Origin of the sequence: Kitasatospora phosalacinea (assembly GCF_000717185.1) — a bacterium.
GTDB lineage: Bacteria > Actinomycetota > Actinomycetes > Streptomycetales > Streptomycetaceae > Kitasatospora > Kitasatospora phosalacinea_A.
In genome coordinates this window covers 19,041-33,698 of the sequence record NZ_JNYE01000047.1, presented here as the reverse complement: position 1 = coordinate 33,698, position 14,658 = coordinate 19,041, and the positions used below count along the sequence as shown (strand labels likewise).

The 14,658-nt window shown below is 77.1% G+C and carries 8 protein-coding genes; 7 read left to right on the top strand and 1 reads right to left on the bottom strand.

The genetic code is table 11. The features are described from left to right. Positions 1–25 precede the first annotated feature (25 nt). From OO57_RS20385 to OO57_RS20375, 3 genes are read left to right on the top strand one after another with little or no spacing between them, the layout of a single operon-like run. Positions 26–3,223, top strand: coding sequence for an FtsX-like permease family protein (locus OO57_RS20385; RefSeq protein WP_051778005.1), 3,198 nt, complete (start codon positions 26–28; stop codon positions 3,221–3,223). Then, positions 3,220–5,997: a hypothetical protein gene (locus tag OO57_RS43975; RefSeq protein ID WP_033253994.1), complete on the top strand. Its 2,778-nt coding sequence runs from the start codon at positions 3,220–3,222 to the stop codon at positions 5,995–5,997. Before OO57_RS20385 ends, OO57_RS43975 begins: the two co-directional genes overlap by 4 nt. A 32-nt stretch (positions 5,998–6,029) precedes the next feature. After that, a complete protein-coding gene (locus OO57_RS20375) occupies positions 6,030–6,983 on the top strand; it encodes an ABC transporter ATP-binding protein (RefSeq protein WP_033253993.1) in 954 nt (317 codons plus the stop codon). Positions 6,984–7,098: 115 nt separating this feature from the next. Here the strand turns inward: OO57_RS20375 and OO57_RS20370 are convergent, their stop codons facing one another. Continuing rightward, positions 7,099–7,773, bottom strand: a complete 675-nt coding sequence (locus tag OO57_RS20370; protein ID WP_063737602.1) for an LmbU family transcriptional regulator — start codon at positions 7,771–7,773, stop codon at positions 7,099–7,101. 1,023 nt (positions 7,774–8,796) lie between these two features. Between OO57_RS20370 and OO57_RS20365 the strand changes: the two genes are divergently transcribed. The 4 genes from OO57_RS20365 to OO57_RS20350 are packed head-to-tail and all read left to right on the top strand — an operon-like array spanning position 8,797 to position 14,636. Continuing rightward, positions 8,797–9,567, top strand: coding sequence for a thioesterase II family protein (locus OO57_RS20365; RefSeq protein WP_267884971.1), 771 nt, complete (start codon positions 8,797–8,799; stop codon positions 9,565–9,567). A gap of 1 nt (position 9,568) precedes the next feature. Beyond that, a complete protein-coding gene (locus OO57_RS20360; RefSeq protein WP_033253991.1) occupies positions 9,569–10,393 on the top strand; it encodes a mycofactocin-coupled SDR family oxidoreductase in 825 nt (274 codons plus the stop codon). Next, positions 10,390–13,371, top strand: coding sequence for a non-ribosomal peptide synthetase (locus OO57_RS20355; protein WP_234337424.1), 2,982 nt, complete (start codon positions 10,390–10,392; stop codon positions 13,369–13,371). Before OO57_RS20360 ends, OO57_RS20355 begins: the two co-directional genes overlap by 4 nt. Continuing rightward, positions 13,368–14,636 carry an ATP-grasp domain-containing protein gene (locus tag OO57_RS20350; protein WP_051778004.1) on the top strand — a complete coding sequence of 423 codons (1,269 nt, stop codon included), beginning with the start codon at positions 13,368–13,370 and terminating at the stop codon, positions 14,634–14,636. The genes OO57_RS20355 and OO57_RS20350 overlap by 4 nt, the downstream gene beginning before the upstream one ends. Positions 14,637–14,658: the final 22 nt, after the last annotated feature.

The window sequence follows — 14,658 nt, the reverse complement described above, 5'->3', positions numbered from 1 at the left end:
GCCGGAACAGGGGGGACGGGTACGGATGCTGGGCTTCGTGCTGCTGCGGCTGCGCGGGCGGCTGCTGCTGGCGGCCGCGGTGCTGTGCACCGTACTGACCGCGACGACCGTGCTGACCACCCTGGTCTCCTTCGACCGGGCGGTCGCCGGGGCGGGCGTCCGCCGCGACCTGGCGGACGGCGGCCGGGCCCCGGTGCTGCTGAGCGCCGACCACGGGCTGGACGGGCGGGCCGCGGACGACGCGGCCGCGGCGGGGTTCGGCGCCGACCTGTTCGACGGGCTGCCGGTGACGGTGCAGACCCTCGCCCGCAGCCTCGCCTACGGCCTGCCCGCCGCGACCGCGACGACCGCCGCCGCACCTCCCGCGACCGCGACGACCGCCGCCGCACCTCCCGCGTCCGCACCTCCCGCCCGCGAGGTGGACCTGACCGTGCTGGCGGCGCTGGACCGCGACCGGCTGCACCTGACCGCCGGCCGGTGGCCCGCCGCCCCGGGCGCCGACGGGGCGGTGCAGGTCGCGGTGCCGGGCGGCGCGCTGTCCCGGCTCGGCCTGGACCCGGGCGCGCTGCCCGCGCAGCTGGTGCTCTCCGACCGGTACGGCGGGGCGCCGCTGACCGTCCGGGTCACCGGCGTCTACCGGGCCCTGGACCGGGACGCGCCCTACTGGCGGCTGGACCCGCTGGGCGGCCGGGAGGTCCGGGTCCAGGGCTTCACCACGTACGGGCCGATGCTGGTGGACGACGGCGTCTTCACCTCCGGCCGGCTGCCGCAGGGCGGCCGCGGCCTGCTGCTGACCGCGGACTTCGCGGGCGCCGACCGGGCCCGGATCGCGCGGGTCGGGGAGCGGGCGGCCCGGCTGCCGGAGCTGCTCGCGCAGGACGCCCCCGGCTTCCAGTCGCAGACCGAACTCCCGCTGCTGCTGGCCGAGTTGCGCTCGGCGACGCTGGTGACCGAGTCGAGCCTGCTGATCGGCGCGCTGCAGTTGGCGGTGCTGGCGGGCGCGGCGCTGCTGCTGGTGGTGCGGCTGGTCGCGGGGCGGCAGGCCCCGGAGGACGCGCTGCTGGCCGCCCGGGGCGCGACCCGGGGGCGGCTGGCCGCCTGGACGGCCGTCGAGGCGCTGCTGCTGGCGCTGCCCGCGGCGCTGCTGGCGCCGCTGCTGACCGGCCCGCTGCTGCGGCTGCTGACGGGGTTCGGGCCGCTGGCGGGGCTGCCGCTGGACCGCGCCGACACCGCGGTGCGCTGGCCCGCGGCGGCGCTGTGCGCGCTGGCGTGCGTGCTGCTGGCGGTGCTGCCCGCGGTGGGGCGGCGCGACCGGGCGCGGGTGGTGTCGCGGCGTCAGGCGGTGGTGGGCGCGGTGGCCCGTTCGGGGGCGGACCTGACGCTGCTGGTGCTGGCGGTGGTCGCCTACCGGCAGTTGGACGCCCGCACCGGCGGCCTGTCGGTGGCCGCGGACGGGACGCTGGGCACCGACCCGGTGCTGGTCGCGGCGCCGACCCTGGCGCTGTGCGCGGGGACGCTGCTGGTGCTGCGGCTGCTGCCGTTCGCGGCCCGGCTCGGGGCCCGGCTGGCGGCGCGCGGGCGCGGGCTCGGAGTGGCGCTGGGCGGCTGGCAGCTGGCCCGGCGTCCGGGGCGGGCGAACGGGCCGGTGCTGCTGCTGGTGCTGGCGGTGGCGACGGGGGTGCTGGCGATCGGCCAGCACACCGCGTGGCGCGACTCGCAGCGCGACCAGGCGGACTTCGCGACCGCGGGCGGCCTGCGGATCACCGGTTCGGCGCTGCCCGCGCTGGGCCAGGGCGGCCGGTACGCCGCGCTGCCGGGCGGGGAGCGGCTGCTGCCGGTGGCGCGGGTCGACCAGTCGCTGCCGGGCGGGCGGCAGGGCCGGGTGCTGCTGACCGACACCGCCCGGGCGGCGGTCGGGCTGCGGGTGCGGCCCGACCTGTTCGACGGCCGTCCGGTCGGGGAGCTGCTCGCTCCGCTGGCCGCGCCGCAGCCGCCGGGCGTGCCGCTGCCCGGGCACCCGGCCCGGATCGACCTGACCCTGTCGGTGGCCACCGCCGACCGCCCGTACCCGGACCCGGCGCCGCTGCAGGCGCCCGACCTGTGGCTGCAGTTGCGCGACGGCTTCGGGGCGGCGCACCGGGTGCTGGTGCCGCAGCTGCCGGCCCGGGGGGAGCTGACCGTCCCGGTGGGCCTGGAGGCGTTCACGGCGGCGCCGCTGGGTTCGGCGGCCGCGCCGCTGACCCTGACCGGCTTCGGGCTGGCGTACCCGTCGGGCTGGTCCGAGAGCGCCAGTGACCTGACGGTCCGCCAGGTGGCCGTCGCCGACCGGGCGGACGGGCCCGCGGTGCCGGTCGCGGTACCCGCGGGCGCCTGGCGCGGGCAGGCCGAGCCGGGTGTCCCGGCGCGGGTGGAGAGCGGGCCGGACGGGCTGGTGACGGTGCGCTACCGCCCGGGCGAGGAGCAGCACGAGGGGGCGCGGGTGGTGGCGCTGGCGCCGGGCGGGAGCGCGCCCGCGGCGGAGGTCCCGGGCGTGGCGACCGGCGGGTACCTGACCGCGGTCGGAGCCGCGGTCGGCGACCTGGTGAAGGTGCAGGTCGGCAGCGCCAGCGTGCCGGTGCGGGTCACCGGCCGGGTCGAGGCGCTGCCGGTGTACGGCACCACCGGCCTGCTGCTGGACCTGGCCGGCACCGACCGGTGGCTGGCCGAGCGCGGCCTGGACGCCCCGGCGGTCTCCGAGTGGTGGCTGCCCGCGGCCGGGCCCGGCGACGGCACCCCGGCGGCGGCCGCGGCGGAGCTGCGCGCGGGGCCCACCGCGCAACGGCTGGACCTGCTCGGCGAGGACGCCGCCGCCCGGCTCGGCGACCCGCTGAGCGCCGCCCCGCAGAGCGCGCTGGCCGCGCTGGCGGTGGCCGCGGCGGTGCTGGCCGCGATCGGCTTCGCCGCGGCCTCGGCGGCCGCGGCGGCGGAGCGGGCCGGTGAGGCGGCGGTGCTGCTGGCGCTGGGCGCGCCCCGGCGGCTGCTGCGCCGGAGCGCCGCCGCCGAGCAGGTGGTGCTGGTCGGCCTGGGCACGGGTGTGGGGCTGCTGCTGGGCGCCGTGCTGGTGCACCTGGTGGTGCCGCTGGTGGTGCTCACCCGTCGCCCCCACCCCCTGCCCGACAACTCCCGGCCGCCCCGCGGAGACCGCACGAGCCCCGTCCGCCTCCGTCCCCTGGAGGAGCGTTGAACGCCCCCGCCCCCTGGGTCCGCACCCGGCTGCGCACCGCGCCGCTGGCCGCGCTGCTGACCGCGGTCCTGGTGCTGGTCCTGGTCTTCCTGGCGGCCGCGCTGCCCCGGGCGCTGGACCGGGGGGCCGACGGTGCGCTGCGCGGTTTCCTGCGCGGCTACGGCCCGGTCCCCACCAGCGTGGTGGTGACCTCCGGCCTGCCGTCCGGCGGTGACCCGGCGCAGCTCCTGGACGCGACCGCGGGGCAGCTCGCCGCTCTCGTCGGCGCGCGGCTGCCGCTGGACCCGGGCGGTCCGGTGTACGGGCGGCGGGCCCTCCAGCCGCGTTCGCTGCCCGATCCGGCGCTGGACCGTCCGGAGGGCGTCGCGCCGGAGCTGTCGCTGCTGTACCGGCACGGCGCGCGCGAGCACGTCCGGCTGACGGCGGGTCAGTGGCCGGACGGTGCGGCAGGCGGGGCGGCGGACGGGGAGCCGGTGCCGGTGGCGCTGTCGGAGTCCGCGGCGGCCACGTTGAAGGTCGCGCTGGGCGGGGTGTTCGACGGCGGCGCCTCGGTGCTGCCCGTGGGCGCCCCGTTCGGTCCGGCCCGGGTGCGGGTGGTGGGCCTGTACGCGGTCGACGACCCGTCGGACCCGTTCTGGGCAGATGCGGGCTGCGCGCTGAAGGCGTGCCGGAACCTGACGCCGCCGCCCGGCCCGGGCGCGCCTCCGATGGCGTACTGGTACGCGGTGGCGCTGACCGGCCCGGAGGGGGTGTCCCGGCTGAGCCGCTGGGGCAACGGGGCCGAGGACTTCTGGCGGCTGCCGGTGCGGGTGGACGCGCTGCGGGCGGACCGGCTGGCGGAGACGTCCGCCGCGCTGGCGGCGGTCACCTCGGGGCCGGTCGCGGTCCGGGTGACCACCGGCAGCGGGCGGCCGGACGTGCGGATCGGTTCGGCGCTGCGCGGGGCGATCGACACCGCGCGGCAGCGGCAGGCCGCGATCGGCTCGGTGACGGCGATCGGCCCGGCGGGGGCGGCGGGGGTGGCCGTGGTGGTGCTGGGGTTGGCGGCGGCGCTGGGGACGGAGCGGCGGGCGGCGGAGCTGCGGCTGCTGCGGGCCCGCGGGGCGGGGCTGGGCGGGGTGTTCCGGCGGCTGCTGGGCGAGGGGGCGGCGACGGTGCTGCCCGCGGCGGCGCTGGGCGCGGGGCTGGCGTGCGTGCTGCTGCCGACGCCGCGCTGGCTGCCGTCGGCGGTGGCGGCGGGGTCGGTGGCGCTGCTGGCGCTGCTGGCCTTCCCGGTGCGGGTGGTGCTGGTGCTGCGCGGCCCGGCGGGCGGGGCCCGGTCGGGGCGGCGGCGGCTGGTGGCCGAGGCGGCGGTGCTGGCGGTGACCGCGGCGGCGGTTGCGCAGGTGGTGCGGCGCGGGGTGGCTCCGGCGGGGGCGGGGGTGGATCCGCTGCTGGTGGCGGCGCCGTTGCTGCTGTCGTTGACGGGTGCGCTGCTGCTGGCCCGGGTGCAGCCGGTGCTGGTCGGCCTGCTGGCCCGGTGGGCGGGTCGGCGGCCGGGTGCGGTGGGTTTCCTGGGCCTGGCCCGGGCGGCCCGGGGCGGCGGCCGGGGGCGGGCGCGGCCGTCGGTGCTGCCGCTGCTGGCGCTGGTGCTGGCGGTGGCGTGCGGTGCGGTGGGCGCGGACGTGCTGGGTTCGGTGGCCGCGGACCGGACGCGGGTGGCCCGGTACGGTCTGGGCGGGGACGCGGCGGTCGGCGCGGGGTTGAACCGCACGCTGCCGGAGTCCTTCCTGGCGGCCGCGGACCGGCTGCCGGGGGTGGAGACCTCGCTGCCGGTGTGGGTCGAGGACGACGTCACGATGTCGGTGGGCGGCGGTTCCTCGGTGCGGGTGAACGTGGTGGCGGCCGATCCGGTCCGGTACGCGCGGCTGGCCGAGGTGGCGGGGCGGGGCCGGTTCGATCCGGCACTGCTGGCGGGCGGACCCGAAGGACCGGGCGGACCGGGCGGGCCCGGTGGCGGGCCGCTGCCGGTGCTGGTCAGCAGCGACCTGCCGTCGGGCGGGTTCAGCCTGCGGCTGGCGGGCGGTGACGCGGTCGAGGTCCGCACGGTGGGGACGGCCGACGGGACGCCCGCGGTGAGCGGGTCGAACGGCCCGACCGTGGTGATGTCCTCGGTCGCCGCCGCCGACCTGCTGCCGCGCTTCGGCGGCCCGGACAAGTGGCTGGCCGCCGGGCACCCGGACGACGCGCAACTGCGGGCGCTGGCCGAGCGGTTCCTCGGCCCGCCGGCCTCCGGTGCCCGGCCGGGCCACCTGGTGCGGACGGCGGCCGGGGAGGCCGCGGCGCTGGGCAGCGACCCGCTGCAGGCCTCGGCGGTGCGGCTGTTCTGGGTGTCGGTCGGCGCGACGGCGCTGTTCGCGGTGCTGGCGGTGCTGCTGACGCTGCTGCGGGCGGGCCCGGAGCGGGCGGCGGTGCTGGCCCGGCTGCGCACGATGGGGCTGCGGCCCCGGCAGGGGCTGGCCCTGGTGCTGGCCGAGGTGCTGCCGCAGGCGCTGGTCGCGGCCCTCGGCGGGGCGCTGGCGGCGGTGTGCTGCGTGCGCCTGCTCGGCCCGGCCGTGGACCTCTCCCCGCTGGTCGGGGCGGGCGTCCCGACCGGGCTGCACCTGCTGGCCGGGCCGATCGCCCGGCAGGCGCTGGCGCTGGCCCTGCTGGCGTCCCTGGCGGTGCTGGCCGAGGCCGCCGTCACCGCCCGGCGGCAGATCGCCACCGAGCTGCGTGCGGGCGACACCGAATGACCACCACTGCGTCCACCGGAAGGGACGACCCGATGAGCACTCCTCCCCCGAGCCTGGACGAGCTGCGGGCCAGGGCGCTGGCCGCGGCCGCGCCCCCGCCCGCCCGGGCCGACCTGGCGATCGCCTGCGAACGGCTGGTCCGGATCTTCACCACCGACGGCATCGAGGTCCAGGCCCTGCAAGGCCTCGACCTCACCGTGGACCGCGGCGACCTGGTCGCCCTCGTCGGCGCCTCCGGCAGCGGCAAGTCCACCCTCCTCAACATCCTCGCCGGCCTGGACACCCCCACCGCGGGCAACGCCACCGTCGACGGCCACAACCTCCTCACCATGACCGCCAAACAACGCCTGCGCTACCGCCGCGAAACCGTCGGCTTCGTCTGGCAGCAGACCGCCCGCAACCTCCTGCCCTTCCTCACCACCGCCCAGAACACCGCCCTGCCCATGCAACTGCGCTCCGGCCACCGCGCCGCCGGACGCCGACGCCACCGCGTCACCGAGCTGCTCGAAGCCCTCGGCATCGCCGACCTCGCCCACCGCCGCCCCGCCCAACTCTCCGGCGGCCAACAGCAACGCGCCGCCATCGCCGTCGCCCTCGCCAACGACCCCACCCTCCTGCTCGCCGACGAACCCACCGGCGAACTCGACACCGAGACCGCCACCGGCATCTTCGACGCCCTCCGCACCGTCAACCGCGAACTCGGCACCACCGTCGTCATCGTCACCCACGACCCCATGGTCGCGGCGGAGGTCCGCCGCACCGTCGCCGTCCGCGACGGCCGCACCAGCACCGAGGTCCTCCGCCACACCGAAACCGACGAACACGGCACCCGGACCGTCCACCAGCGCGAGTACGTCATGCTCGACCGCACCGGCCGCGTCCAACTCCCCGCCGCCTTCCTCACCGCCCTCGGCATGCAGCACCGCATCACCGCGGACCTCGCCACCGACCACATCGCCCTGCGCCCCGACGGCCCGCCCCGCTGAAACAGGCAACGCGAACGGGCGGGGGCGTGACGCCCCCGCCCCTCACCGGCTGCTTCTCCTCCGACGCCCTGCTCGTTCGCTCGTGCGCGGGGGCCGGTCCGGGCCCGGGCCGGGCTCATGCCGACGGGCCCGTGCAGCCTTGTTCGTCGTGTCCCTGGGCCCCGCCGCGCGGCCGTTCGCGCTGGCCGCCCGCCAGCTTGGCGGCCCGGTCGAGGCTGATGACGATCCAGTCGGCCAGTTCCCGGCCGTCGCGCTGGGCCGCGTCCGCCCAGAGGCTCTCGCGTTCCGCGGTCGTGGACACGTGGAGCCTGACCTGCTTGCCCCGGACGTCCTCGGACGGCCCGGCGAGCGCGGCCTGCCGCAGGTGCTGCCGCAGGGTGTTGCGGGACCAGCCCTCCTGGGCGGCGCGGTCCAGCCACATGGCGCGCTTCTCGGGCTCCAGCGAGGCGACTTCGGCGTGGTGCTGGAAGCTGACCTCGGGGTGCCGTTCGGCGACGGGGAAGCGCCGCGCGATCCACGCGTAGTTCCGTAAGGTCTTGTAGTCCAGGCGGGTCTCTTCCATGGCCTGCCGGTAGCGTCCGGGGTAGGCGTCCTGGCCGAAGACGAGCCAGTCGCCGAGCCACCAGCTCGAAGAATCCGTTATCAGGTACAGGTGCTTCCCCAGGCGCTTCCACTCGGTCAGGGGGTAGTCCGGTGGCAGGGACAGGGTGGTGCGGCGGGTGAGGGCCGCTGTGCCCGGAGAGGATCTGGGCGCGGTGCGCAGGGCAGTCGTGCTGACGGACGTCTCCATGCTGATCGCTTCTCTGGTCAAGGTCGGTCGACGGACGGAAGGCCGGTGCGGGCGGGAGGCGGGCCGTCGGTGTTGCCGACGGGCCGCCCCGTGACGCAGCGTCGTGCGCGGTTCGGCGCCGCGGTCCGGGGAGCGGGGAGCGGTCGCGCCACCGACGGGTGGGTCGTGGGCGATCCGCCGGAGGGCATGCAGTATCCTCGGGGGCCGTCGAGTGCCACCGGTCCGATCGCCGTACCCGGCCACTGGCCCGGGAGCAGTCGGCGGAACGTGCTCTGCAGGGCGAGTCGGCGTGAGAGTGCCGTCAACTCCTCGTGCGGCGGCCGAGGGCCGCACGAATCCGGCTGCACAACCGGCGGATATCTGATTCCCCCATCGATCTACCGCTTCCCGGACGGCGAGCAATTGCGCTGGTCAAGGAGAAGTCTGGCACGGGATTCGGGCCACGGTCCAGATCGGACGACCGGATTCCGCTCGACTCGGCAGGAGGCGGCCACGTCGGGGGTGAATGCCACCCGAAGCAGAGCGGAAGCTTGATTTCCTCGGCAAGGGTTCGGGTGTCCCGCCGGCGGGACACCCGAACCCGCCCGCCAGCCGGAATCGGACTGGTGTTCCCGGCGGTCCCGGTGGCCGCTTCCGGCCACCTCCGACGACCGGCAGTCCGGAGAATGCACCGCTGTGTCCTGTTTCCGGACACTTCGGGCGGTGGGTCGGCCCGCCGCATTCCTCCCGTCCCGCCGATTCGGCCGGACCGCGGCTTTCCCTCGCTTCCGATGTGCGCTAGGGGTCGCCGCGCCTTTGATTCGCCCGATTCGCCGAAATCGCCTCTCGACAGCCGCTGCGACCTGTTGCATGATCCGTTTGTCGAGCGGCGCGGGGGCTGGCTGACGGCATTGCTGTCTTCTTTGTTGTGCGAGGCGGAATCGGAACTCTGCCGATTTCCGGCCCGTGTGGTTCGGGCCGAATTTCGTCCAATGGGGACATTGACCGGTCTCGGCCGCTCCGTCGGCAGCCCGCGCGATCCTCGTGCCGGACCGATCCCGTCAATCTTCGAACTTCCTCCACGGAGCCGAGAGCCCGATGCTTCCTGCCACGCCTCTGCTGTGCCTGCCCTTCGCCGGAGCGGGCGCCAGCTTCTACATGCCCTGGCGTTCCTTCGGCGTCGAGGGCGTCGACGTACGGCCCCTGCAACTGCCCGGCCGCGAGCGCCTGGTCGACCAGGACCCGTACACCAACGTCCAGGACGCGGCCGACGGCCTGCTCGCCGCCGCCCTCGAAGCGGCCGACGGGGGCCCGGTGGCCGTCTTCGGCCACAGCCTCGGCGGGATCCTCGCATACGAACTGGCCCACCGGATAGCCGATCACGGCACCGCCGAGCTGGTCCACCTGTTCGTGAGCGGATCGCAGGGCCCGTGGAACGGCCGGACGGAGCGCGCGACCGGGCTGGACGACGACGCGTTCCTGGCCCGCGTCCAGGAGTTCGCCGGCTACACCCACCCGGCCTTCGAGATTCCGGAGATGCGGGAGCTGCTGCTGCCCACCCTCCGCGCCGACGTGGAGATGCACGAGGCCTACGTGCCCACCTCCGACCGCAAGCTCGCCGCGCCCGTCACCTCGATCCGCGGTGTCGACGACCACCTGGTCTCGGCCGAGGCGGCCGACCACTGGCGCGACGCGACCACCGGGGCCTTCACCGCCGTGGACGTGCCCGGCGACCACATGTACCTCGACGCGGACGGCAAGTCCCTGCTCGAACTGATCGCCTCGCGGCTCCGGTCCGCGCGTACGGAGAGCTGACGTGCGACTTTCCCAGAAGACCGCCCTCGTCACCGGAGCGGCCCGCGGCCTCGGCCGCGCCTGCGCCCTGCGGTTCGCCGAGGAGGGCGCCGACCTCGTGCTGCTAGACGTGGCCGCGGACATCGCCGACGTGCCCTACCCGCTCGGCACGCCCGACCAGTTGGAGGCCACCGCCCGGCTGTGCCGCGAGCGCGGCGCCTCCGTGCTGACCGCCCGCGCCGACGTGCGGCAGCAGAAGGAGGTCGACGACGTCGTGGCCGACGCCCTCGACCGGTTCGGCCGGATCGACGTCCTGGTCAACAACGCCGGGATCGCGGCCCCTTCGGGCAAGGCCGTCCACGAGATCACCGAGGACGAGTGGGGCGTCATGCTGGACGTCGACCTCTCGGGCGCCTGGCGGACGATCAAGGCCGTGGTGCCGTCCATGGCGAAGCAGCGCTCCGGCAGCATCGTGAACATCTCCTCCACGGCGGGCCTGGTGGGCTACCGCTACTTCGCCGGCTACGTCGCCGCGAAGCACGGCCTGATCGGGCTGACCAGGGCGGCGGCGCTCGACTACGCGGCCCTGCAGATCCGGGTCAACGCCCTGTGCCCCGGGCAGGTCCGCGAGGAGCCGACCCTCGAGGGCCGGATGCTCTCGGAGGTCGCCCGCTCGCTCGGCGTCGCGCCGGAGGACCAGGAGACCGCCTTCCTGGAGTCCCAGCCGATGAACGCGCTGGTCAACCCCGAGGACGTCTCGTCGGCCGCGCTGTGGCTCGCCAGCGACGACGCCCGCCAGGTGACCGGGAGCGTCGTCACCGTCGACGGCGGGTTCAGCACGCGATGAGCGCACCCGACCGCCCGACCGCGCCCACCGCCCGCACCAGCCAGGAGACCAGCATGTCCCCCCGGATCAGCCCGCCCCCGCCGGCCGGACCCGGCAGCGCTGCCGACCTCTTCACGGGGACGGCCTTCGACGCGCGGCCCGCCCGCGCCTGCCACGGCCTCGTCCGCCGGATGCCCGAAGGGCTCGCCGCGGAGCGGATCGCCGAGCGGCTGACCGCCGCCCAGCGCTCCGGCGCGCTCCCCGCGGACCTCCGCCTGTGGGTCGAGGACGTGGCCGCGGCCGCCGCCGACCCCGCCGCCGAGGCGCTGCGCGCCCGGGAGGCCGCCCGGGCGACCGGCCACGGCGGCCGCCTGCGCGCCGTCCTGCTGCGCTACGCCGACGGCGCGGCCGACCTGGTCCTGGTGGCCCACCGCCGGGCCGTGGACAGCGCGGGGCTCGACCTCGTCGCCCGGGTCCTGGCCGGTGCCGCGGACGGCGCGGAGCGGCTGGCCGTCCCCGGCGACCTGCCGCGGCACACCGCGGCGGAGGCCGCGCCGCCCGCCTGGGGCCTGGGCGACGCCCGGCGCGCCGGCACCACCGGCACGGTGCGGATCGGCCCCGTCGAGATCGCCTCGGAGCCCGCGCCCGTCCTGCTCGCCGCCACCGCCCTGCTGCTGTCCCGCTACGCCGACCGGGAGCGGGCCGTCGGCCTGCTCACCGTCGACCGCGCGGACCGCGACCGGTTCGCCGCGGTGCACCTGCCGGTCGACGACGGCACCCCCGTCACCGACCTGGTCCGGCAGGCCGAGGCCGCCCTCGCCGCCGCCGCGCCCGTCGGCGCCGACCGGCCCGTGCCCGCCGTGGGCGTCGTGGCGCTGTCCGGGCAGGACGAGGCGTACCGGCCCTTCCTGGAGCTGCCGTTCCCGGTGACCTTCACCTGGGGTCCGCGGCCGGACGGCGCCTTCGTCGGCCGCCTCGACTACGACGGGGCCGCGCTGCACCCCGAGGTCGCCGAGCAGCTGGCCCGGCACGTGGGCCGCCTGACGGCCCTGCTCGGCGCCAAGCCCGCCGACTCCTTCGGCGACCGGGCCCCGGTCGGCGCGGACGTCGAGCTGCTCGCGGACGAGGAGCGCGCGGCCCTCCTGGCCCTCGGGCGGCCGCAGCCCGCCCCCGCCCGGCCCGCCACCACCGTCCACGCCGCCTTCGCCCGGCTCGCCGCCGAGCGGCCCGGCGCCACCGCGCTGTCCGACGCCGCGCGCGAGCTGACGTACGCGCAGCTCGACGAGGCGGCGACCCGGATGTCCGCCGCCCTGGCGGAGCGCGGGGCCGGGCCGGGCACCTTCGTGGGCGTCTGCCTGGAGCGCGACGCCGACCTGGTCACCACCCTGCTGGCGGTGCTCAAGACCGGCGCCGCCTACGTCCCGATGGACCCGCGCTACCCCGTCGAGCGGCTGCGGTACACCACCGAGGACGCGGGGCTGCGCCTGGTGGTCACCGCCCTCGACGGGTTCCCCGCCCTCGACGGCGTCACCGTGGTGCACCCGGACGCGCTGGCCGGGTCCGCGGCCGCGGCCCCCGAGCCCGCCGACGACCCCGACGCGCCCGCCTACGTCATCTACACCTCCGGCTCCACCGGCAGGCCCAAGGGCGTGGTCGTCCCGCACCGCAACGTCGGCGCGCTGCTGGCGGCCACCGCCGAGGACATGCGGCTGGGCCCGGACGACGTCTGGACGCTGTTCCACTCCAGCTCCTTCGACTTCTCCGTCTGGGAGATCTGGGGCTGCCTGCTCACCGGCGGCCACCTCGTCGTGGTCCCGTACTGGGTCTCGCGCTCGCCCGAGGAGTTCCACGCGCTGCTCGTCCGGCGCCGGGTCACCGTGCTGAGCCAGACCCCCTCCGCCTTCGCGTCGCTGCGCGACGTCCACCTGGGCCAGGAGCGCCCGCTCGCCCTGCGGCTGGTGGTCTTCGGCGGCGAGCCGCTGGACGTGCGCTCCCTGGAGCTGTGGTTCCGGCGCGAGCCGCACGACCGGTGCCGGCTGGTGAACATGTTCGGCATCACCGAGACCACCGTGCACGTCACCACCGCGACGGTCACGCCCGTCGAGGTGGCCGCCGGCTCCCGCTCGGTGGGGACGGCGCTGCCCGGCTGGTCGCTGTCCGTGCGCGACGCCCGGGGCCGCGTCCAGCCCCTGGGCGTCCCCGGCGAGATCTACGTGGGCGGCGCGGGCGTGGCCGACCGCTACCTGAACCGCCCGGAGCTCACCGCCGAGCGCTTCGTCGACGACCCGCTGACCGGCGAACGCGCCTACCGCAGCGGCGACCTGGGCCGGCTCCGCCCCGGCGGGCAACTGGACCACCTGGGCCGGATCGACGACCAGGTCAAGGTGCGGGGCTTCCGCATCGAGCTCGGCGAGGTCCGGTCCGTCCTGCTCGACGACCCCACCGTCTCGGCGGGCGCCGTCGTGCTGAACCAGGGCGACGGCGACGCGGCCGGGGTCCGCCTGGACGCCTACGTGGTGCTGCGGCCCTCCGGCTCGGTGGCCGAGGTCAGGCGCCGACTGCGCGAGGTCCTCCCCGAGCACATGGTGCCGGGCACCGTCACCGCGGTGTCCGAGATCCCGCTCACCGTCAACGGCAAGGTGGACGCGGCCAGGCTGCCGAAGCCCGACCAGCCCCCCGCGGCGGAGGCCGCCCCCGCAGCCGCCCCCGCGGCCGAGGCCGCGGCTCCCGCCCAGGCGCAGGCCCCCGCCGAGGAGAGCCTCGCCGACGTGGTCCTGCGGGCCTGGCGGGCCACCCTCGGGCCGGAGGTCGGGCCCGACGACGACTTCTTCGACCTCGGCGGCAACTCGCTGCTCGCGGTGCGGCTCTCCGCCGCCCTGCGCCGGGCGGGCCTGCAGTCCGTGCCGCTGCGCGACCTGTACCTGCAGCCGACGGCGGCGCGCCTCGCCGAGCACCTCGCGGCGCGGCAGGCGGCCGGGGCGGGGGCGGAGCGCCCGTGACCGCCCACGCACGGAAGGTGCCCCGGGTCGCGGTCGTCTACGACCTCGGCTCCGCCACCCCGAACGACGTCCTGGCCGCCGCCCACCGGCTCTGCGAGGTGCTCTTCGTCGCGGACTTCGACCGGCCCGGCGCCGCCGCCCACCGGCAGTCCATGCTCGCCCTCGGCGAGGTGCTCGACGTCACCGGGCGGGACGAGCAGGAGCGGGTCCGGCTGCTGCGGGAGGCCGCGGTCGACGGCATCGTCACCTACAGCGAGTACCAGCTCGCCGGGACGGCCCGGCTGGCGCAGGCGCTCGGCCTGCCCTACCACTCCCCCGAGCTGATCCCGGCGCTGGTCGACAAGCTGGTGCAGCGCAGGATCCTGGCCGAGGCCGGGGTCCAGGCCACCCGCTGCGCGGTGGTCGGCGACGACCCGGCGCGGGCGCTCGACCTCGTCGGCGTGCCCGCCGTGATCAAGCCGCGGACGGGTGCGGGCAGCCTGCACACCAGCCGGGTGGACTCGGCGGAGGAGTTCCTCGCCGTGGCGGCCGCCCGCCCGGCGGGCGTCGAGTTCGTCGCCGAGCAGATGCTGGAGGGCGACCCGTCGGTGGCCGGCGAGTTCTGGGGGGACTACGTCTCCGTGGAGTCCGTCCACACCGGCACCGCCTCCCGGCAGGTCTGCGTCACCGGGAAGTTCGCCCTCGCCGAGCCCTTCCGCGAGACCGGGATGCTGCTGCCCGCCACCCTCGGCGAGGAGGCCGCCGCCGAGGTGCTGGCCCTGGAGGCCGCCGCGGTGCGGGCCCTGGGGATCCGGCACGGCATCACCCACACCGAGGTCAAGCTGACCGCGGACGGCCCCCGGATCATCGAGGTGAACGGCCGGCTGGGCGGGTACGTCCCGGAGATCCTCCGCCGGGCCACCGGGATCAACCTGGTGCGGACCGCGCTGGAGGTCGCCCTCGGCGGGGAGCCCCGCATCCCGGCGCCCCGCCACCGGGGCGTCACCTACCAGTACTTCCTCACACCGCCGGCCGTGGCGGGCACCCTCACCTCGGTCGACGGGGTGGCGGAGCTCGCCGGGCTGCCCGGCGTGCGCAACGTCGAGACGCACGCGGAGCCGGGGCGGTTCGTGGACTGGCGCGAGGGCACCCAGAGCCACCTGGGCGTGGTCTTCGGCTCCGCCCCGGACCACGACGACCTGCGGAAGGTCGCCGAGTCGATCACCGCCACCTTCCGCCCCGTCCTCGCGCCGTCCGCCGGTGCGGGCGCGAGCGCGGGCGCCTGAGGCAGGAGCACGGAGAGATGGA

Bases quoted from the DNA above. Each gene is read 5' to 3' on its own strand.
- OO57_RS20385 (WP_051778005.1), top strand. From the start codon at position 26: ATGCTGGGCTTCGTGCTGCTGCGGCTGCGCGGGCGGCTGCTGCTGGCG.
- OO57_RS20375 (WP_033253993.1), top strand. From the start codon at position 6,030: ATGAGCACTCCTCCCCCGAGCCTGGACGAGCTGCGGGCCAGGGCGCTG.
- OO57_RS20370 (WP_063737602.1), bottom strand. From the start codon at position 7,773: ATGGAGACGTCCGTCAGCACGACTGCCCTGCGCACCGCGCCCAGATCC.
- OO57_RS20355 (WP_234337424.1), top strand. From the start codon at position 10,390: ATGAGCGCACCCGACCGCCCGACCGCGCCCACCGCCCGCACCAGCCAG.